Origin of the sequence: Sorangium sp. So ce1153 (genome assembly GCF_051521595.1) — a bacterium.
In the GTDB taxonomy this organism is placed as follows: domain Bacteria; phylum Myxococcota_A; class Polyangia; order Polyangiales; family Polyangiaceae; genus Sorangium.
The window spans coordinates 12,251,459-12,278,446 of sequence record NZ_CP150361.1 but is presented as its reverse complement, the minus strand read 5'-3'; the positions used below and the strand labels follow the sequence as shown (position 1 = coordinate 12,278,446).

The 26,988-nt window shown below is 72.3% G+C and carries 20 protein-coding genes; 11 read left to right on the top strand and 9 right to left on the bottom strand.

Annotation, left to right across the window (positions count from 1 at the left end; translation table 11 throughout):
* Window positions 1–84 precede the first annotated feature (84 nt).
* The 3 genes from WME85_RS44685 to WME85_RS44675 all read left to right on the top strand — a co-directional run bounded on the left by WME85_RS44685 (window position 85) and on the right by WME85_RS44675 (window position 6,711).
* Window positions 85–4,125: an nSTAND1 domain-containing NTPase gene (locus WME85_RS44685; protein WP_437830344.1), complete on the top strand. Its 4,041-nt coding sequence runs from the start codon at window positions 85–87 to the stop codon at window positions 4,123–4,125.
* A gap of 137 nt (window positions 4,126–4,262) precedes the next feature.
* Complete coding sequence (locus WME85_RS44680; RefSeq protein WP_437830343.1) at window positions 4,263–5,273, top strand: ADYC domain-containing protein; 1,011 nt, start codon at window positions 4,263–4,265, stop codon at window positions 5,271–5,273.
* A 253-nt stretch (window positions 5,274–5,526) separates the two neighbouring features.
* The gene (locus WME85_RS44675; RefSeq protein ID WP_437830342.1) at window positions 5,527–6,711 is read left to right on the top strand and encodes a ferritin-like domain-containing protein; all 1,185 of its coding nucleotides are present in this window, start codon (window positions 5,527–5,529) and stop codon (window positions 6,709–6,711) included.
* Window positions 6,712–6,950: 239 nt separating this feature from the next.
* On the opposite strand, the gene WME85_RS44670 is transcribed toward WME85_RS44675, so the two are convergent.
* Both WME85_RS44670 and WME85_RS44665 read right to left on the bottom strand, forming a co-directional pair.
* The gene (locus WME85_RS44670; RefSeq protein ID WP_437830341.1) at window positions 6,951–7,907 is read right to left on the bottom strand and encodes a DMT family transporter; all 957 of its coding nucleotides are present in this window, start codon (window positions 7,905–7,907) and stop codon (window positions 6,951–6,953) included.
* Window positions 7,908–7,961: 54 nt separating this feature from the next.
* Window positions 7,962–8,549 (bottom strand): peroxiredoxin, encoded by a 588-nt coding sequence (locus WME85_RS44665; protein WP_437830340.1) that lies wholly within the window; start codon window positions 8,547–8,549, stop codon window positions 7,962–7,964.
* A gap of 142 nt (window positions 8,550–8,691) precedes the next feature.
* On the opposite strand from WME85_RS44665, the gene WME85_RS44660 reads away from it, so the two are divergent.
* The 6 genes from WME85_RS44660 to WME85_RS44635 all read left to right on the top strand — a co-directional run bounded on the left by WME85_RS44660 (window position 8,692) and on the right by WME85_RS44635 (window position 16,647).
* Complete coding sequence (locus tag WME85_RS44660) at window positions 8,692–8,928, top strand: type II toxin-antitoxin system Phd/YefM family antitoxin (protein WP_437830338.1); 237 nt, start codon at window positions 8,692–8,694, stop codon at window positions 8,926–8,928.
* Window positions 8,925–9,329: a type II toxin-antitoxin system VapC family toxin gene (locus tag WME85_RS44655; protein WP_437830336.1), complete on the top strand. Its 405-nt coding sequence runs from the start codon at window positions 8,925–8,927 to the stop codon at window positions 9,327–9,329. The genes WME85_RS44660 and WME85_RS44655 overlap by 4 nt, the downstream gene beginning before the upstream one ends.
* A 159-nt stretch (window positions 9,330–9,488) precedes the next feature.
* The gene (gene ypfJ, locus WME85_RS44650; RefSeq protein ID WP_437830334.1) at window positions 9,489–10,325 is read left to right on the top strand and encodes a KPN_02809 family neutral zinc metallopeptidase; all 837 of its coding nucleotides are present in this window, start codon (window positions 9,489–9,491) and stop codon (window positions 10,323–10,325) included.
* 278 nt (window positions 10,326–10,603) lie between these two features.
* Window positions 10,604–15,280 (top strand): HEAT repeat domain-containing protein, encoded by a 4,677-nt coding sequence (locus WME85_RS44645; RefSeq protein WP_437830333.1) that lies wholly within the window; start codon window positions 10,604–10,606, stop codon window positions 15,278–15,280.
* A gap of 77 nt (window positions 15,281–15,357) precedes the next feature.
* Complete coding sequence (locus WME85_RS44640) at window positions 15,358–15,963, top strand: Uma2 family endonuclease (protein ID WP_437830332.1); 606 nt, start codon at window positions 15,358–15,360, stop codon at window positions 15,961–15,963.
* A 96-nt stretch (window positions 15,964–16,059) separates the two neighbouring features.
* Window positions 16,060–16,647 carry a Uma2 family endonuclease gene (locus WME85_RS44635; protein WP_437830330.1) on the top strand — a complete coding sequence of 196 codons (588 nt, stop codon included), beginning with the start codon at window positions 16,060–16,062 and terminating at the stop codon, window positions 16,645–16,647.
* A 24-nt stretch (window positions 16,648–16,671) separates the two neighbouring features.
* On the opposite strand, the gene WME85_RS44630 is transcribed toward WME85_RS44635, so the two are convergent.
* From WME85_RS44630 to WME85_RS44605, 6 genes are all read right to left on the bottom strand, one after another.
* A complete protein-coding gene (locus tag WME85_RS44630) occupies window positions 16,672–17,412 on the bottom strand; it encodes a 2OG-Fe(II) oxygenase (protein ID WP_437830329.1) in 741 nt (246 codons plus the stop codon).
* The gene (gene ada, locus WME85_RS44625) at window positions 17,409–18,482 is read right to left on the bottom strand and encodes a bifunctional DNA-binding transcriptional regulator/O6-methylguanine-DNA methyltransferase Ada (protein WP_437830328.1); all 1,074 of its coding nucleotides are present in this window, start codon (window positions 18,480–18,482) and stop codon (window positions 17,409–17,411) included. Before ada ends, WME85_RS44630 begins: the two co-directional genes overlap by 4 nt.
* Window positions 18,483–18,645: 163 nt before the next feature.
* Window positions 18,646–19,488, bottom strand: a complete 843-nt coding sequence (locus WME85_RS44620; protein WP_437830327.1) for a hypothetical protein — start codon at window positions 19,486–19,488, stop codon at window positions 18,646–18,648.
* A 175-nt stretch (window positions 19,489–19,663) separates the two neighbouring features.
* Window positions 19,664–20,629 (bottom strand): TIGR00730 family Rossman fold protein, encoded by a 966-nt coding sequence (locus WME85_RS44615; protein ID WP_437830326.1) that lies wholly within the window; start codon window positions 20,627–20,629, stop codon window positions 19,664–19,666.
* A gap of 211 nt (window positions 20,630–20,840) precedes the next feature.
* Window positions 20,841–21,203 carry a GFA family protein gene (locus WME85_RS44610; RefSeq protein ID WP_437305160.1) on the bottom strand — a complete coding sequence of 121 codons (363 nt, stop codon included), beginning with the start codon at window positions 21,201–21,203 and terminating at the stop codon, window positions 20,841–20,843.
* Window positions 21,204–21,451: 248 nt separating this feature from the next.
* On the bottom strand, window positions 21,452–22,219 hold the full coding sequence (locus WME85_RS44605) for an SDR family NAD(P)-dependent oxidoreductase (protein WP_437830325.1): 768 nt from the start codon (window positions 22,217–22,219) through the stop codon (window positions 21,452–21,454).
* A gap of 133 nt (window positions 22,220–22,352) precedes the next feature.
* Between WME85_RS44605 and WME85_RS44600 the strand changes: the two genes are divergently transcribed.
* Complete coding sequence (locus tag WME85_RS44600) at window positions 22,353–23,306, top strand: ABC transporter substrate-binding protein (RefSeq protein WP_437830324.1); 954 nt, start codon at window positions 22,353–22,355, stop codon at window positions 23,304–23,306.
* A 54-nt stretch (window positions 23,307–23,360) separates the two neighbouring features.
* Here the strand turns inward: WME85_RS44600 and WME85_RS44595 are convergent, their stop codons facing one another.
* Complete coding sequence (locus WME85_RS44595) at window positions 23,361–24,809, bottom strand: lamin tail domain-containing protein (protein WP_437830323.1); 1,449 nt, start codon at window positions 24,807–24,809, stop codon at window positions 23,361–23,363.
* A 472-nt stretch (window positions 24,810–25,281) separates the two neighbouring features.
* Here WME85_RS44595 and WME85_RS44590 point away from each other — a divergent pair, with 472 nt between their 5' ends.
* Complete coding sequence (locus WME85_RS44590; protein ID WP_437830321.1) at window positions 25,282–26,904, top strand: FAD-dependent oxidoreductase; 1,623 nt, start codon at window positions 25,282–25,284, stop codon at window positions 26,902–26,904.
* Window positions 26,905–26,988: the final 84 nt, after the last annotated feature.

Here is a 26,988-nt window from a genome sequence, read left to right as displayed (position 1 = left end):
CGCCCTCGTCGGCGACTTCGCCGCAGAATCTGTCCGCGCCTGAAGGGTATATTCGCCAGGCCACGCTGAGCGAGGCGTGACCCCGTGAAACAGAAGACCGCCCCCACCCTCTCGCAGGCCGTCCTGCGCCCCGGCGCGGCGGACACGCGGGCGGCCGACGCGCCGCCGCCGTCGGCCTCGAGCCCGCCGAGCCTCGACCCGCCGAGCCTCGGCCCGTCGAGCCTCAGCCCGCCGAGCTTCAGCCCGCCGAGCCGGCTCGAGGAGTACCGGCTCGTCCAGAAGCTGGGCAGCGGCGGCATGGGGGACGTCTACCTCGCGCGCGACACGCTGCTCGACCGGATGGTCGCCGTGAAGTTCATCCGCGCGGCGACGACGGACGCCGAGGTGCGCGCGCGGCTGCTCGCCGAGGCGCGCGCGGCCGCCCGCATCCAGCACCCGAACGTCGTCGCCGTCTACCGCGTCGGCGAGCTCCGGGGGCAGCTGTTCATCGTCTCGGAGTTCGTCCGCGGCCAGAGCCTCGACCGCGTCAGCATCCCGATGCCCCCGGAGCGCGTGCTCGAGCTCGGGGCGGGGCTGGCGAGGGGCCTCGCGGCGGCCCACCGCCGGGGGGTGCTGCACCTCGACATCAAGCCGGCCAACGCGGTGCTCACCGAGGAAGGCGAGGCGAAGCTCCTCGACTTCGGCCTCGCCAAGCTCCTCGAGCCGGCCGCGCGGCCCGAGCTTGCCGGGCGCGCGCGCGGGCAGGAAGAGCGCCGCAGGCCCGGCGCGCTCGCCGAGACGCCCGGCGCGGCCGAGCTCGGCGGGGCGACCGCGACCCCGCTGCCGCAAAGCGAGGCCGACGCGACCCTCGGGCGCAGCGGCGACGAGCCGCTCGACGGGGAGATCCGCGAGGCGGCCGAGCTGGCGACGAGGCTGCTCGACGCGACGAAGAGCGTCATCGGCGGCACGCCGCACTACCTGCCGCCCGAGCTGTGGCGCGGCGACCTGGCGACGCGCCGCTCCGACGTGTACGCGCTCGGCGCGGTGCTCTACGAGCTCTGCGCCGGCGCGCCGCCGCACGACGACGTGCCGCTGGGTGACCTGCCGCGCGTCGCCCAGTGCTACCGGCCCCTGCCCCTCGCCCCGCGCGCGCCGGGCGTCGACACGCGGTTCGCGGCGGTCATCGAGCGGTGCCTCGAGATCGACCCCGCCGCCCGCTTCGCCTCGGGCGACGAGCTGCGCGACGCGCTGGAGCAGCTGCTCGCGAGGAGCCGGCGCGCCGCGATCGCGCCGGAGGGCAACCCGTACCGCGGCCTGCTCGTCTTCGACCTCGAGCACCGCGCGGTGTTCTACGGGCGCAGCTCCGAGACGGGGACGATCCTCGACCGGCTGCGCTCCGAGCCGATGATCGTCGTCGCCGGCGACTCGGGCTCGGGCAAGTCCTCGCTCTGCCGCGCCGGCGTGCTCTCGCTGGTGCTCGAGGGCGCCCTCGGCGGCGGGCGCGACTTCCAGGCGGCGATGATGGTGCCCGGCCGGCACCCGCTCGCCGCGCTGGCCGCCGCGCTCGAGCCCGTCCTCGGCTCCCCCGCCGAGCGCATCGCCGAGGCCGTGCGCGCGGCGCCGGGCTCGGTCGCCCGCGACCTCCGCGCGCGCCTCGGGGAGCGCGGCGGGCTCGTGCTGTTCGTCGACCAGATGGAGGAGCTCGCGACGCTCAGCAACCCGGGCGAGGCGGCGCTCGTCGGCGAGGTCCTCAGCGCGTTCGCGGCGCGCTCGCCCTCGCTGCGCCTGCTCGCGACGGTGCGCGGCGACTTCCTCGCGCGGGTGGCCGGCATCTCCGGCCTGGGCGACGAGATCGAGCGCGCGCTCTACCTGCTCCGCCCGATGTCGGCGGACAAGCTCCGCGAGGCCATCACCGGGCCGGCGCGCGCCAAGGGGGTGGCGTTCGAGTCCGACGCGGTCGTCGACGCCCTCGTCGAGTCGACGGCGCGCGCCGAGGGCGGGCTGCCGCTGCTCCAGTTCGCGCTCGCCGAGCTGTGGGACGCCCGCGCCGCGCCCGACGCGCCGCTCAGCAGCGAGGATCTCGCGCAGATCGGCGGCGTCGAGGGCGCGCTCGCCCGCCACGCCGATCGCGTGCTCGGCCGCATGCCGCCCGCGGTCCACGCGGCCGCGCGGCGGCTCCTCGGCGCGCTCATCACGCCGCAGGGCACGCGGGCGCGCCGCGCCGAGGGCGAGCTCGCGCAGGGCGGCGGCGACGGGTCGGCGCGCGCGGCGCTCGACGCGCTCGTGCAGGGCCGCCTCCTGTTCGCCCGCGAGGGCGAGCAGGGGACGGTCTACGAGATCGCCCACGAGGCGCTGATCCACGGCTGGGGGACGCTGCGCCACTGGCTCGAGGAGCAGCGCGAGCAGCGCGCCACGCGCCAGCGCCTCGAGGCCTCCGCCGCCGAGTGGGAGCGGCTCGGCCGGCGCCGCGACGCGCTCTTCAGCGCGCGCCAGCTGGAGGAGGCGAGGGGCCTCGACCCGGGCGAGCTGCCGCCGCGCGAGGCGGCGTTCCTGCGGGCGTCGCGGCGCGCCGTCCTCACGCAGCGCGCGGTCCGGTGGGCCCTCGTCGTGGGCGTGCCGCTCGTCGCGGCGCTGCTCTACGGGGCGCTGGAGCTCAGGGCGGCGCGCCACCTGGCCGCGCGGGCGGACCGGCGGATCCAGGAGGCGGCCGTCACCTCGGCCGCCGCCGCGCGCGCGAGCGCCGAGGCCGAGGCGCTCCGCGCGGAGGCGCTCGCGGCGTTCGACGACCGGCGCCGCGACGAGGGGGAGGCGCTCTGGGAGCGCGCGCGCGGGCGCGCCGCCGAGGCCGAGAAGCTCTCCCTGCAGGTGGGCCAGAAGCTGGAGGCGGCGCTCACGATCGACGGCACCCGCCACGACGCGCACGACCGGCTCGGCGACGTCCTCTACGAGCGCGCGGTCGCCGCGGACAGGAGGGGCGACATCGCGCTGCGCGACGAGCTGCTCCAGCGCATGACCACCTACGATCCCGACGGCGCGCGCCGGCAGCGGTGGAACACGCCCGCCGAGGTCGCCATCGAGACCGATCCCCCCGGCGCGGACGTCACGATCGAGCGGTACGAGAGCGACGCGGAGGGGCGCCGGCAGCTGGTCGACCTGCGGCGGCTCGGGTCGACGCCCCTCGCGCCCCTCGCGCTGCCCCAGGGCTCTTACCTGCTGACCTGCGAGGCGCGGAACCGCACCATCGTTCGCTACCCGTTCCTGGTCCGACGCGGCGAGTCGCTGCGGCTCTCCGTCACGCTCCCGCCGGCCGGCGAGGTCCCCGCCGGGTTCATCTACGTCCCGCCGGGCCGCTTCCTGTTCGGCGCCTCCCTGGACGACATGTACCGGTGGGCGTTCCTCTCGACCGTCCCCCTGCACGAGATCAGCACGGGTGCCTACCTCATCGCGCGGCACGAGACGACGTTCCAGGAGTGGCTCGACTACATCCAGGACCTCCCGAGAGAGCCCCGCGGGCGCCCCTCGATCCAGGCGGGCAACGGCGCCATGACAGGCGCCCTCGGGCTGCGCCAGCTGCCGAACGGCGTGTGGCAGCTCACGATTCAGCCCACGGTGCAGGCCTATACGGCGCGCGCCGGGGAGCCGCTCGTCTACCCCTCGCGGTCGGCGCGGGCGCAGCAGGACTGGCGCCGTTTTCCCGTCACGGGCATCTCCTTCGCTCAGGCCACCGAGTACGCCGCGTGGCTCCACCGGACGGGCCGCGTCCGCGGCGCCCGCCTCTGCACCGACCACGAGTGGGAGCGCGCGGCGCGCGGGGCCGACAGCCGCATCTTCCCGCACGGGGACAGGCTCTCTCCCGGCGACGCCAACTTCGATGAGACCTACGGCAAGGAGAGCTCCACGATGGGTCCAGATGAGGTGGGCTCGCACCCTGTCTCACGTAGTCCCTTCGGCGTCGACGACATGGCGGGGAACGTGCTCGAATGGGCGATTTCGTCGATCGAGGTGGATAAAGTCCTTTTACGCGGAGGGGCTTACCTCTATGATCAAACATCGGTTCGTAGTGACAATCGGACCGTCGTTGACGGCACCTTTCTCGATCCGGTGATCGGTCTCCGCATCTGTGCCTCCTTTCCTCCACCACCATGACGGGCGCCGCTGATCTGACGCGCCGCGCGGGCGGCGCCGCAGGCCAGGTCCACCGCGCGACCGGAGGCCTACAGCCGGAAGGGAGATCGTCGACGCACGAGGCGTCACGGCTTCAGCTTCATCGTCGGGAGGTAAGCATGTTCCACCGAGGGTTCCTGGCAGCGTCGATGGTCGGGCTCCTGTCTCTCTGCGTCGGGTGCGCCGCGGAGGTCGACGGCGGTGAGGACGAGGAGGCGCTGGCGGACGGCTCGCTCGCCCTGCTGGGGTCGAACAACCTCACCCTCAACGGCACGTACCTGAACGGCACGCAGCTCAACGGGGTGCGTTTCAACGGGGTGCGCTTCAACGGGGTTCGCTTCAACGGCGTCTCCCTGAACGCGACGGCGCTGGTCGGGACGCGCGAGAGCGACGGTCGGCTCGTCAGCGGGAGCGATTTCATCGGAGCGGATCTCGAGGCGGTCCTGGACGACCTGTCGACGGTGACTGTCCGCATCACGAACGTCGCCGAGCGCGGCGGGCTCCGGTACTACACGGTGAAGTACAACGTCGTCGGCGGGATCTGGGCGAACATCTGCGGCGAGGGCGTCGAGGCGATCCCGCTGAGGGGGACCTGGGACGCGGCGACCGGCGCCTACTCGGACGACGGGAGCCAGTTCACGTTCGGCTGCCAGGGCGCGGCGCTCGCGAAGTGCGCCGAGTGGGGCTACAACGCGTGGTCGCCCCGGGTGGAGTGCAACGGGAGCAGCTGCGAGAGCAGGGATCTCTCGTATCTCCATCAGGCGTGCGTCCGCCTGGTGCGCGCCGACTACTGCGGCGACGGCGTGCCGCACACGAGGTCCGGGACGGCGATCGACGTCTGGGACGCGCTCGCCATCCAGACGGAGACCGCGGGCTCCGGCATGAGCCTCGAGGCGGAGTGGACCGTGGACGGCGCGGCGTGCGTCAAGCACACGCGGTGGAAGGGCCTCGCCGGCAACCCGGACCGCGACTACATCATGACCCATTGCCCCGAGCGGTGGGCCGGGAACGACCCGAGCTGCGGCGGGGACTCGTCGACGTTCAACAGGGCGAGCGGCTTCACGACGCCGCTCGGCCAGCGGCGCCTCCTGCGGAACGCGTCGTTCATCACGAACGTGAGCCCGCTGTAGGTCGCGCCGCGGCGCAGCGCCGGGCGCGCTGGCACGGTCGCGCCCGGGCAGGGGAGTGCCGGAGTGTGTCAGCGACGCGGCGCGAAGATCGAGGGGAGCGCGCCGCGCTCCGCGCCGATCTCGATCATTGTTGTGTGACGTAGCCTCGGCCGGAGTGGCACATGGCTTGCGATAGCAGCCGGCACAAGGCGCCATGTTCCGAGCTCCTCGCTGTGCTCATGAGGCAGCGGGGCATGGGCTGGAGGTGCACGTCATGCTGCTCGACCGATCCTTTCGACGAACGCTCATCGCCCGCCTGTTGCTGAGCGCCGGCCCCTCGACGGCGGCCGCGCTCCTGATCGCGGCGCCGGGCTGCGGCGATCCCGAGGCCGCCGAGGCCGCGGACACAGCCGAGACAGCCGACATTCGCTGCTTCGAGTGGTTCGAGGAGCTCGGGGCGTGCCTCGACCGCGAGCAGGCGCTGGAGGAGTTCAGGAGCATCTATGCACCCTGCGAGAGCAGGGAGGAGATCCGCTCGGTGAAGAGCGACGCGACGCAGCGAGGCGGCGCGTGCTGCTACGAGGTGGTCGCCGAGGAAACCGGCCCCTGCGCCGTGGGCCGACCCTTCATGCTGGAGGGGCACCGGCGCACGGCGGCTCCGCGGCCGGCCGAGGCAGGGTGGCTCGCGCGCGGGAGGAGCACCGGCCCCGGCGGGATGGAGCCTTCGCTCGCGCATCTGACGGACGAGGAGCGGGAGACGCTCGCGGAAGGCTGGCTCAGGAGCGCGCTCGAGGAGCACGCGTCGGTGGCCTCGTTCGCGCGCTTCGCGCTGGATCTCATGGCTCACGGCGCGCCTTCGTCGCTCGTCGAGGCCGCGCACATCGCCGCGCTCGACGAGGTCGGTCATGCCCGCCTCGGCTTCTCGCTCGCGTCCGCCTACCGGGGCGCGCCGGTCGGCCCGGCCGCCTTCCCCATGCCGCCCGCGATCCCGGTCGCCGCGGACCTCGTGGCGCTCGCGCGCGCCGCCGCGGAGGAAGGCTGCGTCGGCGAGACAGTGGCCGCGCTGCTCGCGGCGGAGCGGCGCGCCCGCGCCGAGGACCCCGCCGTCCGCGCGGCGCTCGAGGCGATCGCGGACGACGAGGCCCGGCACGCCGAGCTCGCGTGGCTCACGGTGGCGTGGGCGATCGGGGCCGGCGGCGAGCCGGTCCGCCGCGCCGTGGCCGGCGTCTTCGAGGCCGCCGCGGAGTCGCTCCAGCGGCCGCCTCCGGCGGAGGCGGAGGCGGAGGCGCCGCGCGGCCGAGCCGCCGCGCTCGCCGCGCACGGCCGCCTCGCCGGCGCCGATCTGCGCGCGCTGTCCCGCGCCGCGGTCGCCCAGGTGGTGCTGCCGTGCGCGCGCTCTCTCGGTCTCTGGAAGCCCCGAGCCGCCGCACCGGCGGTCGCGCCGGCGGTGAGCGCCTAGCCAGAGCACCGCTATCCGATTGAAACGGCCGGGAACAAAGAGATTTGAACCACAGAGGCACAGAGGACACAGAGGAACAGCAAAAAAACTCTGTGCCCTCTGTGCCCTCTGTGCCCTCTGTGCCCTCTGTGCCCTCTGTGCCTCTGTGGTTCGTTTTCTCGGGGTTTCATCTGTTCGATGGCCCAGGAAAGATTCGCCTCCACCTGCGCCATGACATCGCGAATCGAGGCGCAGGAAACTCACGTCGTCGCCGGCTTGTGGGTGGCGAAGAAGAGGCCCGGCAGCACCAGCGCCGCGCCGAGCCAGTGGTGGAGCGCAAGCGTCTCGCCGAGGAGCAGCCAGGCCATCACGGCGGTATAGACCGGCGACATGTAGAGCAGCAGGCCGGTGCGGCCGGGGCCGAGGTGCTTGGTGATATAGCCGTACGTGGCATAGGCGCCGACGCCCGGCACCAGGACCAGGGTCAGCACGGCGGCGATGGTGCGCAGGTCGAAATCCGGCGGACCGCGGCTGGCCAGCTCCCAGCCGAGGGGCGGCAGCAGGAGGATCACCCCGGCCAGCGCGATCGCGGTGAGCCGCGCTGTGACCCCCAGCGGATCGGGCCAGCGCTTCAGCAGCACGGTGTAGAGCGCCCAGGAGATCGCGGCGGCAAGGATGATCAGGTCGCCGGCGCTGAAGCTGAGCGCCAGCAGCGCCGCCGGGTCGCCGCGCAGCACGATGACCAGCACGCCGGCCAGCGCCAGCCCGGCGCCCAGGCCCTGGCGCCGGCTGAGCCGGTCGCCGAACATGGCCCGTGACAGCAGGATGATCATCACCGGCGAGACGGCGTAGATCAGGCCGATATTGGTGGCCGTGGTGCTGGCGGCGCCGCGGTAGACGCCGGCGCCGCAGATGCCCATGCCGAGCAGGCCGAGGAGGGCGTATCTGGCCCAGCCGCGGCGCAGCGTGGCGCGGTGGCGCCACAATTCGCGGCCGCAGAAGGGCAGCAGCACCAGCACGACGCCCAGCCAGCGCAGCTCCGCCAGCGCCACCGGTGGAATGAAATCCGCCGTGGCGCGCGCCAGCACCATGTTGGCGGTGAACATCGCCGGGGTGACGAACAGCAGGACCTGGGCGATGCGCTGGTCGCGGTTCTCGGTGAGGCGGAGAGGGGCGGAAGCCACGGGCGGCGGAGAGTAGGGAAGAGCCGCTGCCATGGCCAGGGCTCGACCCTGATCCCGCCGCGGGAGCGCTCGAGGCGGGAGAGGCGCTCAGCTCTTCGCTGCGGCGAGGATCGCCGCGGCGTGCTCCTTGGGATCCACCTCGAGCCACACCTGCTTGATCTTGCCGTCCTTGCCGATGAGGAAGGACTGGCGCGTGGCGACGTCGTTGCGCAGCGGCACGTGGAACGCCCTGGCGACGGCGCCGTCGGCGTCGACGACGAGCGGGAACGGGAGCTCGTACTTCTGGATGAAGGCCTGATGGCTCTGCGCGTCCTGGGTCGAGACGCCGTAGACCTCGAGCCCGGCGCCATGGAGATCGGCCCAGCCGTCGCGCAGGCCCTTGGCCTGAACGGTGCAGCCCGGCGTGTCGTCCTTGGGGTAGAAATAGACGAGCACCTGCTTGCCTTGCAGGCTCGAGAGCTTCACCTCCTTGCCGTCGTGCAGCGTGAGCGTCACGTCGGGCGCGGCGTCGCCGGGCTTGAGCGCTGCGGGCTGGGCAGCGCTGGAGGCGCCCGTCTGGGCGGGCTTCTCGGCGGCCCCGCCGGGCGCGCCGGCGGGCTCGTTGCAGCCGGCGGCGAGGGCCAGCGCCGCGAGCGCGACGCCGAGGGGGGAGGCGAGGTGCGTTCTGCTCATCATGGCGCGCATGGTCCCACCGGCCCTCGGGGGCCGCAAGCGAGCACCGGACGACTGCGGGCGCCGCGGCTGAGGTTGACAGGGCCGCCTTGACCTTGGCGGGCGGTCCAGGGGCGCTAGGATGCGGGGACGCGAGGAATACAGCATGCAACGAGCGAGGCTGAACATCGTCATCCCTGCGGATCATCGCATCGAGCTGAAGCTGCCGGACGAGCTCCCGCCAGGGCCGGCGGAGGTGATCGTGGAGGTGGTAGTGAAAGCACGAGAGGTGCCGAATCGACGCGACGCCATCGGCAAGGACGTCGGAAACGGATGGATCGCGGAGGATTTCGATGCGCCGCTCCCCGATGAGATCCAGCGTGCTTTTGAAGGCGAGACGTGAGGCTCCTCGTCGATACGCACTGCTGGCTGTGGCAGTTTCTCGCGCCGGACCGGCTGCGCTCTGACGTCGTGGAGCTGCTCACCGACGAGCGGCATGACGTCTTCCTGTCCGTCGCGAGTGCATGGGAGATCGTCATCAAGCATGGGCTCGGCAAGCTGAAGCTTCCGACGGCTCCGGAGCACTACATACCCGACAGCCTCGCCGCTCAAGGGTATCTCGAGTTGCCCATCGAGCAGCGGCACGTCCTCCGGCTCGCGCAGCTGCCACTGCACCACAAGGACCCGTTCGACAGGATCCTCGTCGCGCAGTCGCACGCCGAGGGTCTGCACCTCGTCACCGCAGATCGGTTGATGCTGGCTTATGGCGTCCCGGTGATCTGGGCCGGCGTCGACGCGCCGTGAGGTGCCATCGCCCTGCAGCGCGGCCCAGCGGGCGAGTCGCTCGCGCGCTTCCGCGCTCCCGCGCCACCCACGCCACGCTCAACGCGAGCAATGCAAAACGTCCCGACCAAAAGGTAGGGTGGCGCCTGATATGGAGTCCACGCTATACCTGCGGTTGTCATGCGCTGGACACCTGGAAAACGCAGTGCGAACCTCCAAGACCTCCGCGGCGTATCCGGCGGAGCGAAGCTCGGCATGGGCGGGACGGTGATCCTGCTCGTGCTCTCGCTCGTCTTCGGGAAAGATCTCCTCAACTCGGGGCTCGGCCAGGGCGTGTCGCTCCCCGGCGCGCAGACCGAGCGCGCGAGCTCGCCCGAGGAGGAGCGGCTCGTCGACTTCGTCTCGTTCGTCCTCGACGACACCGAGGCCGTGTGGAAGCAGACGTTCAGCCGGGCGGGGCAGACTTACCCGGCACCCAAGCTCACGCTGTTCACCGATTCCGTGAGGTCGGGGTGCGGCGTCGGCGAATCGGCGATGGGCCCGTTCTACTGCCCGGCGGACCGGACGGCGTACATCGACCTCGGCTTCTACCGCGAGCTCAAGGCGCGCTTCGGCGCGCCCGGCGACTTCGCCCAAGCGTACGTGCTCGCCCACGAGATCGGCCACCACGTGCAGAACGTACTCGGGATCGAGCGCAGCATGCGCCAGCAGCAAGCCGCGCGTCCGAGCGATCGGAACGCGCTCTCCGTGCGCATGGAGCTCCAGGCGGACTGCTTCGCCGGCATCTGGGCGCACTCCACGGCGAAGCGCGACCTGCTCGAGGCCGGCGACGCGGACGAGGCCCTCCAGGCGGCGTCCGCGATCGGCGACGACCGCCTTCAGAAGAGCGCTACCGGCAGGGTCAACCCGGAGACGTGGACGCACGGCTCGTCCGCGCAGCGCGTCGCCTGGTTCAAGCGCGGCATGCAGGGCGGCCGCATCGAGGACTGCGACACGTTCGCCGAGGGCTCGCCCTGAGCGGAGAGCGCGCGCCCGAGGCGGCCTGATCTGTCCAGCGCGCCGCGTCGCGCGCTGGCGCGTGTGTTCAAGACGACCACGACAAGGCGCGTCCAGCGCGCGACTCCGCCTCTCTTTCCGGGGGTGCTTCCGGGGACGCGCGGGCGCGTGAAGAGCGGCTCGCGACAGCTCCGCGCGAAGGTGTACCCTGCTCGCCCGCCGATGGTCTCGCCGCACGGTGTCCTTCGCTCCCCGCCGCAAGGCCGGCCCCTTCGCGATCGTCGTCGCGCGGAGGTGCCGTGAGCTCGCGCCCGTCGACCGACACCTGGACCGCCGCGCCGCGGACGCTCGCGGAGGTCATCGAGGACAGCCTGCCGCAGATCGAGGTGCGCCTGCGCCCGCGCGCCATCGCCACGGTCGTCGCGCGCGTCACCGCCGAGCTGGGCGACGAGGAGCACCCGAGGCCCGCGCTCATCGCCGCGCTCGCCCGGTGCGCCGACGGCGCGGTCGCCGAGGTCGACCGGCTGCGCAGCGCCGAGTCCGCGCTCGCTCTCGCCTACCAGTCGGCCGCCACCCCCGCCGAGCGGCGCGAGCTCCTCGCGCGGCAGCTCCGCGTCTGGGCGCGCGAGCGCAAGAAGAGCGGCCTCTCCCTGCTCGGCTGGGCCGCCGCCCGCGTCGAGCAGGCCGGCGACATGTCGGCGCTCGGCCGCAGCCTCGACCTCGAGGCGGCCCAGGAGCGCTTCGCCACCGCGATCGCCGACCGCCTCGACGAGATCGAGGTCGCCTACCACGCGCTCACCGACCTCGCGCACCACCTCGACGACCCGTCCGACGCGCTGCACGTCGCCCGCGACGGCGGCGTCCTCCGGCTCGCGATCGCGCACGCCGAGCCGAGCCGCCCCGCGCCCGTCCGCCGCGCCGCCCTGCTCGCCGCCGTCGCCCTGCTGCACCGCATCCCGGCGCGCGAGCGGCTCGGCCACCTCGGGCTCGACGCGGCCCGCTCGGTGCTGGCGTGGTCGCGCGGCGTCAACGCGCCCCGCTGGGTGCAGATCGCCGCGCTGGAGATCGGCGTCCTCCTCTTCCCGGACGAGGCGTTCTCGCTCCTCGCCGAGCGCATCCGCGCGCGCGACCCCGCGGACAAGGACGGCCCCATCCTCCGCCGCAACGCCCTGCGCCTCCTCGGCGCGGCCGCGCGCCCCTCGGCCCTGGTGATCCCGATCGACGGCGCGCGCCCCGCGCGCCGCGCCGGCGCAGCCCAGGACCCGCCGGTCTGGAACGGCACGCACGCCGGCCGCGGCAGCACGCCGAGCGAGGCCCCGGAGGGCGACGCCCTCGCCGCCGGCGGCGCGGGCGAGGGGATCGAGGAGCCCGCGCGCTCCGGTGCGTCCGACGAGCGCGCGTCCGACGAGCGCGCGCCCGACGAGCGCGCGCCCGACTCGGCCCCCCGGCTCAGCGCGGAGCCCGCGGTCAGCGCGCCGCCTGCCCGCCCGGCGCCCGCGAGCGCGGATCCGCTGGCGATCGCGCTGATCGCGCGCGACGACCCGAGCGAGCACGTCCGCCAGGAGCTCGTGCGCCAGCTCGTCGCGATCGGCAGCCCCGAGGCCCTGACCGCGCTCGTCGAGCTCGCCGAGGGCGACGCGTCGCCGCGCGTCCGCGGCTACGCCATGCGGGAGCTCTCCCGCCACGCCACCGACCACGTGGAGGCCGCCCCCTTCGCCGAGCGCGCCGTCCGCTTCGCCCTCGCGAAGCCCGGCCCGCCCCTCGCGTCGCGCGCGGCGCTCGAGGCGGTCCGCACGCTCTGCGCCGGGCCGTACGCCCCCCTGCCGCCGACGACGTTCGTCGACCTGCTCGCCGAGTTCGCGAGCCGCCCGGCGATCGCGCCGGACCTCTCCGACGACGCGGCCGCGGCGCTCCGGCTGCTCGAGGTCGAGAGCCGTCCGATCGCCGAGCGCATCCGTCAGACCGTCGTCGCCGCGGCCTCGGAGCTGCTCGAAGGCGAGAGCGCGCCGGTCGAGATCCCGCGCGACGCCGAGCCCCGCGACATCGAGCGCGCCCTCGCGGTCGCGTCGCGCGGGGACATGACCTACACGCTGCGGCGCCGGGGCCGGGGCCGCTACGTGCTCACGCGCGGGGAGCCGCGCGGCTTCCGCCTCTGGCGGCTCGTGCACGAGCTGCGCACGCCGATGCCGGACAAGCGCAAGGGGTGGATGCACACGAGCGGCCGCCTGTTCGCGGGCGAGCTCGTCGCGCCGCCGGTCGGCATGGCGGAGGTCACGCCCACGCGCGTGCCGGGCGAGCGCCACGTCTACCCGCCCGTCGGCGGCTGGGGGCCGTTCATGCCCCGCATCGACGACCTGCTCGCCGCCGCGAGCCTCACCCAGCGCGAGATCCGCCTCATCACGGCGCGCGGCACGGTCACGGTGCGCGGGCCGGCCAAGCTCGCGCACCGGCTGCGCGCCCGCGCCCTGCTCACGCTGCGCTACGACCGCTACGCGCAGGCCCGCATGCGCGCGCTCGTGGCGCAGGAGCCGGCCGAGCAGAAGAAGTTCACGCTGATGACCGGCGAGCTCGGCTTCACGGTCGCGCTCGGCGACACGGGCGGCGACGTCGACGGCCGGCCGTACGCGATCGAGCCGCACCTGCCGAGCAAGTACCTCGCCGTCGCGCTGCCCTCCGTGCTCCAGCTCGGCCGCGACTGGCTCGCCGGCCCGTCGGTGCCCGTCTGGATCGACAGCTTCTTCTCGTACCTCGTGTCGCCGGCGGGCAACGTGCCGACGCAGCTCGCGTGGGTCGTGTTCATCGTCCTCGCGTACATGGTGCTGCGGGCCGCGTGGATCATGACGCAGATCGAGCGCGCGCGGCGCGGCATCCCGCTCTCGATCGGCGGGTGGGGGACGCGGGGCAAGAGCGGCTCGGAGCGGCTCAAGGCCGCGCTCTTCCACGCGCTCCGGTACGACGTGGTCGTGAAGACGACCGGCTGCGAGGCGATGTTCATCCACGCCATGCGCGACCTGCCGGCGCAGGAGATCTTCATCTACCGCCCGTACGACAAGGCGACGATCTGGGAGCAGCGGAACATCCTCACCGCCGGGCGGAACCTCCGCGCGCAGGTGTTCCTGTGGGAGTGCATGGCGCTCCAGCCGCTGTTCGTGGACACGCTCTGCTCCGAGTGGATGCGCGACGAGATCACGACGCTCACGAACGCCTACCCGGACCACGAGGACATCCAGGGCCCCGGGGGCGAGGACGTCGCGCGGGTGATCGCGCGCTTCATGCCGACGGACGGGCTGTCCTTCACGACGGAGGAGCAGATGCTCCCGCTGCTCAAGGACGCGGCGCAGCGCAGGGGGACGAACCTCGTCGCGATCCCGCCGATCGACGCGGATCTCCTGCCGGTCGACCTCCTGGACCGGCTGCCCTACCAGGAGCACCCGCGCAACGTGGCGCTGGTGCTGGCGCTCGCGGACCATTTCGGCGTCGATCGCGAGTTCGCGCTGGTCGAGATCGCGGACCACGTGATCCTCGACCTCGGCGTGCTGAAGACGTACCCGACGGTGAGCTACCGGGGGAGGAAGCTGACGTTCTCGAACGGGATGAGCGCGAACGAGCGCGCCGGGTTCATGTCGAACTGGACGCGGCTCGCGTTCGACAAGCACGACATCGACGCGACGCCCGGCAAGGCGTCGGTGATGGTCGTGAACAACCGTGCGGACCGGGTCGCGCGGTCGCGCGTGTTCGCGCAGATCGTCGTGGAGGACATCGGGGTCGATCACGTGGTGCTGATCAACTCGAACCTCGGCGGGATGATGCAGTTCATCACCGAGGGGCTCGACGCGCGGCTCCGCGACATGGTGATCACGGGCGACGGGGGCAAGGAGCGCGCGCTGGAGCGCTTCGACGAGCAGATGAAGAAGGTGGGCGTGCCGGCGCGGGCGGGCGCGTTCGAGGAGGATCTCACCCGGATGCTGCGCGCGCTGCCGGCGATCGACGAGGCGGCGGCGGCGGCGATCGTGGGCGGCCCGGACGTGGCGGGGAAGAAGGGCGAGCCCGAGGCGATCGAGGCGGCGGTGAAGAAGGCGCTGGAGGCGCACGCGCCGCCGGCGGGGGAGGACGACATCCGCCCGGACATCATCCACCACGCGGCGCGGCTGTCGCGGCGGCTGGCCCGGCGCGACAAGGCGCGCGCCGAGGTGGAGGCGGCGCTGTCGCGGGGTGCGGACGCCGAGGCGAACCAGGCGTTCCGGACGGCGTTCCGCGAGCTGTTCCTCGAGCGCATCGCGGTGCTGTGGAACGCTGACGCGAAGGGGGACAAGGTCATCGACTTCATCACGCGCGAGATCCCGCCGGGGTTCGACGCGCGGCTGATGGGGTCGCAGAACATCAAGGGGACGGGGCTCGACTTCGTTTACCGGTGGCTCTCGATGGACCGGGTGCGGACGGCGATCGAGCGGATGCAGAGCAACGCGTCGTCGCGGCGCGAGGTGCTGACGTTCTTCCTGTCGTACTCGGACTTCGGCCTGATCGACCTGCGCGAGGCGCTCGCGGCGGTGCGCGCGGCGAAGGAGCAGGGCGGCGCCGAGTGGGCGGAGCACGCGAACCTCATCGACGGGGCGATCCGGAGGCTCGAGGCGCTCGACAAGGAGAAGACCGCGGCGCTGGTGGTGACGGGCAAGACGGGGGTCGGGACCAAGGTGCTGCTCCGGATCGAGCAGTTCGTCGATCACATGGATTCGGTGCGCCGGACGCGGTGGGCGAAGATCGTGATGGACGACCTGTTCGCGATGCGAATCGGCCACGGCCAGGCCGCGCTCTTGCTGCGGGAGATCGTGGGGCGGCAGAAGGGCGGATGGCTGGCGAAGGATCTCGCCAAGTGGGTCGAGAAGCGGAGGGCGTGGCTGGAGAGCCGGCGGAAGAAGAAGAAGGCGGAGGCGGCCACGCCACCGCCGGGGGCGGCGGCGCCGGCGGAGCAGGGGTAAGCAGGGGTAACTGAGTGGAGGGGGCAGGGGAGCGCTGCTGCCGCCCGGGGTTTGGCCTGTGCTATCCTCGTCTCGTGATGGCCGGTGCCGCCGTTGCTCTGGACAGCTCGGGACGCCTCGGCGACGAGGCGTGGGTCGAGCTGTCCGAGGACGAGCCGGGCGAGCTCGTCGGTGGCGTGCTCGTGGAGGAAGAGGTGCCGGACTGGATCCACGAGACCGCCGTCATGTGGCTCGTCCGGGTGCTCGGCGTGTGGGCGGCGGCTCGTGGGGCCTTCGTGGCCGGCTCGGAGCTCAAGTACCTTCTCCGCAAGGGGAGCGGGCGCAAGCCGGACGTCTCGATGATCCTGCCGGGGCAGAAGCCCCCGCCGCGGCGCGGGCCGATGCGGCGCCCGCCGGACGTGATGATCGAGGTGGTCTCGCCGCGGCCGCGCGACGTGCACCGCGACCGCATCGAGAAGCTGCGCGAGTACGCGGCGTTCGGCGTGCGCTGGTACTGGCTGCTCGATCCGGCGACGAGGATGCTGGAGATCTACGAGCTCGGCCCGGATGGCCGCTACGTGTGGGCGCAGGGCGCCGCGAGCGGGCGGGTCGAGGTGGTACCGGGGTGTGAAGGGCTGGTGCTCGACCTCGACGAGCTGTGGGGCGAGCTCGATCGGCTGGGGGAAGAGGAGCCGGCGGAGTAGCGGCCGGCGTGACGCTGGTCATCGTGGCTGCGCGCCGAAGCAGGCCGACGGGCGGGCGCCTCGCGCTCGGTCGGCGGACGCACTACGCTGCTCGCAATGGGGCAGCCCGCGACGCGCACCGGACTCTCGCCCGAGGAGTATCTCGCGCTCGAGCGCGCCTCCGAGCAGAAGCACGAGTACGCTAACGGCGAGATCTTCGCGATGTCGGGCTGCTCCCGGGAGCACAGCCTCCTTGCGGGGAGCGTCCAGCGCGAGCTGGGCAATGCGCTGCTCGAGCGGCCGCGCGAGGTCCATACCTCCGACATGCGGGTCAAGATCCCGTCCACGGGACGTTATGTATACCCAGACGCCTCTGTCGTCTGCGGAGATCCCGTGTTCGAGGACGCCGAGGTCGACACGCTCATGAACCCGAACGTGATCGTCGAGGTGCTCTCTGACTCTTCAGAGGCCTACGATCGCGGCGACAAGTTCGCGCAGTACCGGAGCGTCCCCTCCATCACCGATTACGTGCTCGTCTCCCAGAAGGCGGTGCGCATCGAGCACTTCCAGCGGCAGCCGGACGGCCGATGGCTGCTCTCGATCCTGGGCCCCGGCGCGCAGCTCGCGCTCGAGTCGATCGGCGTCGTCATCGAGGTCGATCGCGTCTACCTCAAGGTGCCGCTCGCGCCGGCTGCGGGAGCCTGAACGGCTCGCGGCTCCCGGCGGCCCTCACGCCGCGTCGTGGAAGATGACACCCAGCGTGTGACGGTGCCCCGAGCGCACGCGGCTGACGCCGTGCCGCATGCTGACCCGGTACACCCCGCGCGTGCCCTGCACCGGCCGGTGGCGCACGGCGAAGACCGCCGCGTCGCCCTGGCGCAGCGGCACCACCATCGGTCGAGACTGCATGCGCGGGCGCTGCTCGGTCATCACGAGCTCGCCGCCCGTGAAGTCGCGCTCTGGCTCGGACAGGAGGATCGCGACCTGGAGCGGAAAGACGTGCTCGCCATAGAGGTCCTGGTGCAGGCAGTTGTAGTCGCCCTCTCCGTACTGGAGCAGCAGCGGTGTCGGCTGGACCTGGCCCGCGGCGTGGCAGCGCTCGACGAAGCGCGCGTGCTCCTCCGGATACTGCACCTCGAGGCCCATGTCCGCGCTCCAGCGGTTGGCGATGGGCACGAGGCGCGGATAGACGCTGGCGCGCAGGGCGGCGACGAGCCCGGGCAGCGGGTGCGCGAAGTACTTGTACTCTCCGCGCCCGAACCCGTGCCGGGCCATCACCACCCGGCTGCGAAAGAGCTCGTCGCGCGCGTACAGCGCGGCCAGGTCGCCGCACTCGGCCCCGGTGAGCAGGCCATCGAGCACCGCGCAGCCCTGCGCGTCCAGCTCCTGCGCCACGCGCGCCCAGTCGACCGACGCCGCCCGCTCCTCCACGCTCGTCGCGGCGGGGACCACCCCGCGGCGCGCGCTCATCCGCTCGCCTCCCGGTCGAGCAGCGCGCGCTTGCGCTCGACGCCCCAGCGATACCCCGACAGGCCGCCGTCGTTCCGCACGACGCGGTGGCAGGGGATCGCCACCGCCAGCGCGTTGGCCGCGCACGCCTGGGCCACGGCCCTGGCCGCGCCGGGGGCGCCGATGGCGCTGGCGACCTCCGCGTAGCTCGCGGTCGCGCCGGCCGGGATGTCCCGCAGCGCCTGCCAGACGCGCTGCTGGAACGCCGTGCCGCGCACGTCGAGCGGCAGCTCGACGCCGGCGCGAGGGCTCTCCACGAGGCCCACCACCTTCGCGACGAGCTGCTCGAACGCCGCGTCGCCGCCGATCAGGTGGGCCCGCGGGAACCGGCGCTCCAGATCGTGCGCCAGCTCCTCCGGATCGTCGCCCAGGAGGATGGCGCAAACGCCCCGCGCCGTGGCGGCGACCAGGATGGAGCCGAGCGAGCACTCCCCGATCGCGAAGCGGACATCCATGTTCGCGCCTCCGGCGCGGTACCTCGTGGGCGTCATGCCCAGCACCCGGTTCGACTCCTCGTAGAAGCGCCCGCCCGAGCCGTACCCGGCCGCGTAGATCGCCTCGGTCACGGTGCCGTCCTTGCCCAGCTCGGCCCTGACCCGCCTGGCGCGGTGCGCCGCCGCATACGCCTTCGGCGTCACCCCGGTCACGGCCTTGAAGAGGCGATGGGTGTGGAAGACGCTCAGCCCGGCGTGGCGCGCCAGCTCCTCGAGGCGCGGCACCTCGGCGCTGCCCTCGATGAGCCGGCACAGCGCGGCGACCTGGGCCGCCTGACGCTCGGCCAGCGGGGGCTGGTCCGGCTTGCAGCGCATGCACGGCCGGAACCCCGCCCGCTCGGCGGCGGCAGCGGTCGGATGAAAGCCGACGTTCTCGGGCCGCGCCGGGCGAGCGCCGCAGGAAGGGCGGCAGTACACGCCAGTCGTCTTGACCGAGTAGAAGAACTTGCCATCGACGCTCGCGTCGCGGGCCACCACGGCGGCCCAGCGAGGGTCGCGCTCCACGGCGGCGGCGAGCGCATGGGTCTTTCCGGACATGTCGTGTCCCTCCTTCCGGCGCTTCTCGCGCGTCACGAGGTGAGGTTAACTCGCGGCAGAGAGCGCAGCACTCCGGGTCTTGCTCCCGAATTCATCGACGCCGGGAGGGTGGCCGAGCTCGACCGGGAGGCTGGAGGCCGCCGCGCCCCCCGGTCCGGCCGCGTCATGGCGCGGGGAGGCAGTACTCGTCCTGCGGCGTGACCGAGTCCACGACGACGGTCGTGCCCTGCCTGATCACGAACTCGCTCAGGCCGACCTCCTCGCCGTCAGGGCTCCAGTCGTACGTGTACCCGAGGCGCGTCCACGGATAGCCATCCTCGCCATAGGACGTCGCCTTCAGGTCGTTGAACCAGTCCACGTGCTCTTGCGGCGTGCCGGTCGGGAAGTCGAGCTCGGCGACCGAGTCGTCGATCTCCAGGTCCGGGCTCGGGCGGAACAGCGATGCGGCAGGCACCCAGAGCTGGACGACGCGATCCTTGCCGTTGCCCGGAGGCAGGCCGAGCAGCTGCTCGAGCCGCAAGGAAAGGGCTGACCCTTCGAGCCCGCGCGCGCGGCAGAACGCCTGGAGCTCCGGCGCCGCCGTGACCCAGACCTCGACGGCGAGATCCGTCTCCTCGCCGACCAGCTCGTCGTACCCGGCGTAGGACGTCCAGGTGACCATCAGCACGCGATCTTCGGCGTCGCGGACGAGCCCGTTGTTCTCATCATCGATCGCCGTCAAGGTGTCCACGCGCTCGCTCTCTTCAGCGATCTCGGCGTCGGCGACTGCCGCCTGATACAGCTCGGTCAAGTCCAACTCGCCGCCCGCGCCGCCCGTGCCACCGCTGCCGCCCGCGCCGCCCGCGCCGCCCGCGCCGCCGCTGCCGCCCGCGCCGCCGCTGCCGCCGCTGCCGCCCGCGCCGCCGCTGCCGCCCGCGCCGCCGCTGCCGCCCGCGCCATCATCGCCGCAGGCCACGAGCAGCGCGCACCCGCAAATCCCGATCAGCGAAAGAAATCTTCTCACCATGCCCTGGTTGCCTCCCGCCTGCCCCGCCGGTTCGACGAGAACCGGTCGACGTCAGCCGCAGCAGGCTACAGCAACGAGGTGACCGCGAGGTGCGGGACCGCGAGGTGCGTGACCGCAATCCGCCTGGCGCAGGAGGCGCTCTCTCGCTCCGTCCGCCCGCCGCGCGCTCTCTCGCTCATTGCTCCGGCGCCGCGCCGGTGTGCTCGCCCGCGTGCTCCGGCCGCGCCACCGCGCCTGGCGGGCCGCCGGTCATCGGGTCCGCCGCGGCGCGCTGCCTGGGCTCCCAGCACCTGCGCTGGTAGCAGTCGACGATCGTCTGACAGGCCTCGTCGATCGAGTCGGTGACGATCATGAGCTTCATGTCGTCAGGAGAGATCTTGCCCTCCGCCAGCATGCTCTGCTTGATCCACTCCACCATGCCGGACCAGAACCGCCGGTTGTAGAGGACGATCGGGAAGTTCTGCACCTTGCCCGTCTGCACGAGCGTCAGCGCCTCGAACAGCTCGTCGAGTGTGCCGAAGCCGCCCGGGAAGATGACGAACGCCTCGGCGTACTTCATGAACATCGTCTTCCGGACGAAGAAGTAGCGGAAATTGATCGGGATCTGCACGAACGGGTTCACCGCCTGCTCGTACGGCAGCTCGATGTTGCAGCCGATCGACATGGCCTGCGCCTCCGCCGCGCCGCGGTTGGCCGCCTCCATGATGCCGGGGCCTCCGCCGGTGATGATCGCGAACCCCTGCTCCCCGAGCCGCCGCGAGAGCTCGACGCACGCCGCGTAATCCGGGTCGTCTCGCCGCGTCCGCGCCGAGCCGAAGATGGCCACCGCGGCGTCCACGTGCGCGAGCGCGTCGAAGCCGGCCACGAACTCGCCCGTGATCCGGAGGACCCGCCACGGGTCTGAGTGCGTGAAGTCGGCGGCGGGCCTGGCGAGCTCCGGCCGGTTCAGGAGCTGCTCGTCCTCGGTCTTGCGCCCGGCGCGCGCCGAGCGGTTCAGCGTCGGGTTCGGCACCATGCCGGGGTGACCGGCGCCGGCGCGCTCCGCTGCCGCGCCGGAGGGCTGCCCGGGTGCGTCGGCGCCTCGCGCGGGCTCGTTCGGGGACCGCTCGGTCGGGGGTTGTTCGCGGCGCTGGTCGCTCATGGTCACCTCGGGCTGGGGGGCCAGCTGGATCCGCGCTACTGCGCGCGTCCAGCGGAGGCCGTCGATGACGGGCAACGTGAAACGGGCGGCCCGGACGTCAAGGGCCGCGGCCGGGCTCGATCCGCGCGAGCGCTCCACGCCGGCGCCGCGATCGCGCGCACCGGGACGGCGCTGGCCGCGGTCGCCTCGGACCCGGCCAGCGCCCCTGCGGTCAGATGCTCTTGCCGTCGAACTTCATTGTCTTGAGCGCGTCGAGATCGACGTCGTCCAGACAGCGGACGTTGATGGCGCACATCTCCTTTCCGTCGGGGCCCGTCCCCCGCGCGAACGACTCGATGCCGCACACCGAGCAGAACACGTGGTGAATGACCTTCTTGTTGAACTGGTAGTCCGTGAGGAAGTCTCCGCCCTCCTTGAGCGTGAACTGGTCCACCGGCGCGAACGCCAGGACCGCGCCCAGCTTCGAGCAGCGCGAGCAGTTGCACACGCCCACCGGAGCGCTCAGGTCCACCTTCACCTCGTAGCGAACCTTCCCGCAGTGACAGCCACCTGTATAGCTCTTGAGCTCCGTCATGCGCGCATGGTGCCACACGGCGCCGGCCGCGTATCGCAAAAACACGGGGGGATGCGGCCCGCGCCGGGGGAGGCGAGCCGCCCGCTGCGGTGCGCTCCAGCGGCGGCGCGCCGCAGCGGGCGCTGCCACGGCGCATTGCATCTCGTCGAGAGCTTTTCTCGGTATCCAGGCCGACCGACCGACCCGCCTCCGGCGAGGTCGCCGGCGCCTCGTCTCCTGCTCTCTTTGCTCCCTTGCTTCTCCTGCGCCTATTGCTCCTCGTAGTCCCAGGTCAGCCCGCCATCGACGAAGTACGTCGAGCCGGTCACGTAATCGGCGTCTGCCGAGGCGAGGAACACGGTCAGCCCGGCAACGTCATCCGGTTTGCCCAGGCGGCCGAGCGGGATCTGCCCGAGCAGCGCGTTCAGCTTGTCGCGGTCCTTGAGCAGCTCGGCGTTGATCTCCGTCTCGATCGCGCCTGGCGCGATGGCATTGACGGTGATCCCGGTGCCGCGCAGCTCCACCGCGAGGGTGCGGGTGAGCATGCGCACGCCGCCCTTGCTGGCGCAGTACGAGGCGAAGTTGGGAAACGGCAGGTCCTCGTGCACGGAGCTGATGTTGATGATCTTGCCGGGGCGCCTGGCCTCGCGCAGGTGCCGGACCATGGCCTGGCTCCCGAAGAACACCGCCTTGAGGTTGGTGTTCATGACCTGATCGTAGTCCTCCTCGGTCGCGTCCCAGAACGGCGCCCGCTTCTCCAGCCCGGCGTTGTTGACCAGCACGTCGAGCCGACCGAAGTGCGCGACTGCGTCCTTGATCAGCCCCTGCACGCTCTGGACGGAGGCGACGTCGACGGAGAACAGATGAGCTCGCCGTCCGGCGGCCTCGACCTCGGCCAGCACCTCCTCGGCGCCCTCTTTGCTCTTGTGGTACGTGATCGCCACGTCGGCGCCCTCGCGGGCAAAGCGAACGGCGATGCTGCGGCCGATCCCCCGGCTGCTGCCTGTGACGAGCGCGATCTTGCCTTGCAATCTCATGGTGGCCTCTCGTCTCCTCCTCTTCCTCCTCTAGCACACCGCTCGGGTCGGCCGATTACGCCATGCCGCGCCGCGCCGCGCCCGGGAGTCTCGAGGTAGGCGCGGGCGCCCTTTCGCTGCATAGAATTCCCGCATGCGCATCGCCTCCCTCCTGCCGTCCGCGACCGAGATCGTCTGCGCGCTGGGCGCGCAGGGCGAGCTCGTCGGCATCTCGCACGAGTGCGACTTCCCGGAAGGGCTCCGGGGCCTCCCGGTGCTCACGCGCCCCCGGCTCGGGCCGGCGCGCTCCAGCCGGGAGATCGACGCCGCGGTCCGCGACGTCCTCCGGGACGCGCTCGCGGTCTACGACATCGACGTGGACGCCCTCCGCGAGGCGCGGCCGGACGTGATTGTGACGCAGGACCTCTGCGATGTATGCGCCGTCTCGCTCGATGACGTGCGCGCGGCGGTCGTCCGGCTGGCGCGGAGCGACGTGCGCATCGTCAACCTGCACCCGACGCGGCTCGGCGACATCTGGGCCGATATCCGCCGCGTCGCCGAGGCGATCGGCCGAGCGGCCGACGGCGAGGCGCTCCTCGACCAGCTGCAAGCGCGCGTCGCCGCCGTCGCCGCCCGCGCGGCCGCGGCCCCGGACAGGCCGCGCGTGCTCGCGGTCGAGTGGATCGAGCCGGTCATGATCGGCGGCGTGTGGATGCCCGAGCTCATCGCCCTCGCGGGCGGGGAGCCGCTCGTGACGCGCCCCGGCGACCACGCGCCCACGCTCTCGCCGGCCGACCTCGCCGCGCTCGACCCGGATGTGGTGCTGATCAAGCCGTGCGGCTTCACCCTCGAGCGCACGCTCGAGGAGCTCGAGCTCCTCCCCCGCGCGCTGCCGTGGGCGAGCTATCGCGCCGTGGCGCAAGGCCGCGTGTACGTCGCCGACGGCAACGCCTTCTTCAACCGCCCTGGCCCGCGCATCGTCGAGTCGCTCGAGATCCTCGCGGCCTGCGTCCACCCGGGGCTTTTCGCCCCGATGCGCCGCGCGCACGCCCGATCCGTGGTGCGGCTCGACGCGGAGCTCCGGCGGCACGCCTTCGACCAGGGGTGACGCCGGCCCTCGGCCGTCGAGCGACCCGGCCGATCGGCTCATCCGCTCATCGGCTCACCAGGCCGCGCCGGAGGCGCGCTTGCCGGCCGACGACGAGCCGGCGCCGACCGCGGTGTGCAGCACGAAGGTGCCGCTCGCGCCGCCGTCGGGGCTCCGGTTCATGGAGACGCCGTCCGTGCCCGACAGCGCGCTCGTGTAGGTGAAGCAATCCTTCACGCCGCCGCCGCCGTCCTTCAGGCACACCTGCTCGCTGCCGTTGCCGAGGCTCAGGGTGCCGCTGGAGCACGCCACGGCGTTCGTGAGCCCCGCCGGGATCGCCGAGGCGCCGCCGAACACGGCGATCGCCTTGCCGGCGGCGAGCGTCGTGCCCGCGGCGAACGTGTGCCGCACGCCCGTCGCGTCCGAGAGCGTCCACCCGCCGATCGACGCCGACGTCCCGCCCACGTTCACGATCTCGATGAACTCGCCCGCCGTGTCGCTTCCCGGCTCGTTCGCGCAGATCTCGTTGAGGATGACCTGCGCGGACCCGCCGCCACCACCGCTCCACGTATACCTGCTGAACACGGGGAAGTGATCGCTCGTCGTCGTACCGTAGCTCGGGATGAAAGAGTCCGCTGGATAGACCTTGACGGAGCCCGACACGTACGAGGCGCTGAGATCATTGGTGACCAGGTGGTGATCGATGAGGTCCGGATAGCCGGTCGTCGACGAGATCCCGGCGTCGGTGAGCGCCTTCGTGACGAAGGTGTAGTCCAGCGAGTCGCTGACGAAGTTCTGGTACGGCGACGCCTTCCCGGCGGTGATCGAGGTGTCGACGTCGTCGTTCCAGTCGCCGACCACGAAGACCTTCCCGGTGGGGTAGCTGGTGTCGAGGTACGACTTGAGCGCGTTCGACGCGTTCTGCCGGCGCTGCCAGCTCGGAGCGTCGCTGGTCGCCTTCGCGTGCAGGACGATGACCACCACGTTGTCCGTCACGCCGCCCAGCGTGACCGAGAGCTTCACCTCGAGGGGCGGCCGGCCGGCAAAATCGTAGTCGCTCGCGGTCAGGATGACCTTGGCGCTCTGCAGCGTCGCGACGGAGCTCTTGTAGAGGATGCCGACCTTCTGCTCCGTCGCGCTGTACGAGCCCGAGCCGCCCGTCACCGCCGCGTCGTTCGCCAGGAACCCGGAGTAGCCGGGCAGCTGCGACTTGAGGCTGTTGAACTGGGTGGTGCTGACGATCTCCGCGACACCCCAGATATCCATGTCGGCGCCGCTGATGACGTCGCGGGCGTTCTGGAGCTGCAGGGTCTCGTTCGAGGGGCCGTTGGCCGTGTCGCCGAACCATTCGATGTTCCAGGACGCGATGTCGAGCGTGCTCGCCGTGCCCTCGGGCGGCCCGGCGACCGCCTCGGCGGCGAGGTCGATCGGCTCTCCCTCCTCGTCGTAGGGAGCTGCGCACGAGAGGGTGTGCATCGCGGCGTGAAGACAGACGAGCGCCACGAGACGCGGGTGTCTCTTCATGAGTTCCTCCTGTTCAGATGAATGCGTGTCCGCAGCCCCCGGCGGTGGCGACGAGGCCATCCAGCGCGGCGTCGTCGGAGCGATCGAGGTGCGATCGAGAGCTCGCCGGATGCTCTGGCGAGCGTCGCCATGCTAAGTGAACAGGCACGTTTCTGTGTGTAACGAGTTGGTGTATATTCGATTCCGCTTTGAAGATGGCCTGCCCTCCCTACACCCGCGCCACCCGCGCGCACGAGCCCGCGCGCACGAGCGCGCCCCGCTGAGCCCCCCGCCCCTCCGCCCGTCCGCGCGAGCTGCTCTGTTCGCTGCGCGCGCTGTCGCCGTGCGCTGTCGCAAATTGCCACGCAGCCGGCGCCGCTCGCGCGCATGACGCGCCGCTCTCGGCCTCGACCGCGTGGCAAACCGTTTGCAGGGCGCGGGAGCACTGGGAGCGCCGCTCGGCACGGGCGGCTCGCCACGACCGGAGGCCTCAATGACGGATCGAGCATACGATAAAGACACTGCATGGACCCACGCAGCGCTCCCGCCCATCGCCCCTCTCGCCACCGAGCACCGGACCACGGTGTGCGTCGTCGGCGCGGGCATCGCCGGGCTCACGACCGCGTACATGCTGGCGAAGGAGGGCCGCGGCGTCATCGTCCTCGACGACGGCGTGATCGGCGGGGGTGAGAGCGGGTTCACGACAGCGCACATCGTGAACGCGCTCGACCGCCGCTGGACCGAGCTCGCGAAGCTCCACTCGCAGGAGCGCCTCCGGCTGGCCGCCGCGAGCCATACCGCCGCGATCGACACGATCGAGCGCATCGTGCAGGAAGAGGGCATCGACTGCGACTTCCGCAGGGTCCCGGGCTACCTGTTCGCGGCGCCGGGGCACCCGTCGAGCACGATCGAGGACGAGATCAAGGCCGCTCACCAGGCCGGCCTCGAGCTCGTTCACGGCGTCGAGCGGGCGCCCCTCGAAGGGCTCAACACCGGAATCGCGGCGAAGTTCCCCGATCAAGGCCAGTTCCACATCCTCCGCTACCTCGCTGGCCTCGCCCGCGCCGTCGAGCGCCACGGCGGCAAGATCTACACGAGGGCGCACGTCGTCGACGTCGACGAGCGGGCCGAGCCCGAGCACGTCGTCGTCAAGACGGACCGGGGGGTGAACATCATCGCGAACGAGGTCGTGCTCGCCACGAACTCGCCGTTTCTCCCGTGGATCTCCGTGCACCTGAAGCAGGCGGGGTACAGGACCTATGTCATCGCGCTGCGCGTGCCGCGGGGCTCCATCCCCGCTGGCCTCTACTGGGACACCGAGGATCCGTTCCACTATGTCCGCCTCAGCAACGTCGACGGCGCCGACGGGCCGGACGAGCTCCTCATCGTCGGCGGCGAGGACCACAAGACCGGTCAGGCCGACGACGCGGACCAGCGCCACGCGCGCCTCGAGGCGTGGGCGAGGGAGCGCTTCCCCCAGGCGGGCCAGGTCGTGCACCGCTGGTCCGGAGAGGTCATGGAGACCGCCGATGGGCTCGCGTTCATCGGGCGCCTCAAGAAGGAGTCTCGCATCCTCCTCGTGACGGGCGACTGCGGCAACGGCATGACGCACGGGACGATCGCCGGCCTCCTCGTGAACGACCTCGTCCACGGCCGCGAGAACGCGTGGGCCGAGCTCTACGACCCGAGCCGCGTGAACCTCACGCTGCACTCGGCGTCGGAGTACCTGAAGGAGAACCTGAACACGGCCGCGCAGTACACCGACTGGCTCACGGGCGGCGATCTCGATGACGTGGAGAAGCTCCCGCCGGGGATGGGCGCCATCGTGCGACGAGGGCTCACGAAGCTCGCCGTCTACCGCGATCCGCAGGGCCACGTCCACGAGCGGTCGGCCGTGTGCACCCACCTCGGCTGTATCGTCGCGTGGAACCCGGCCGAGCGGACCTGGGATTGCCCCTGCCACGGGTCGCGCTTCGAGTGCACGGGACGCGTCATCCGCGGGCCGGCGACGAGCGACCTGAAGCCGGTAGAGACCGCCACGCCGGGCGGGACGGAGACCGCCACGCCGGGCGGGGCGGAGACGCCCGCCGGCAAGGAGCTCGCTCGGACCGGATGAGCACGCCTCCACAACGAGGCGGGCCCGCGCGCCGTCACGCGGCCTCCCGAGGCGGCCCGCCGCGCGGCGGCCCGGCGGGGGCGG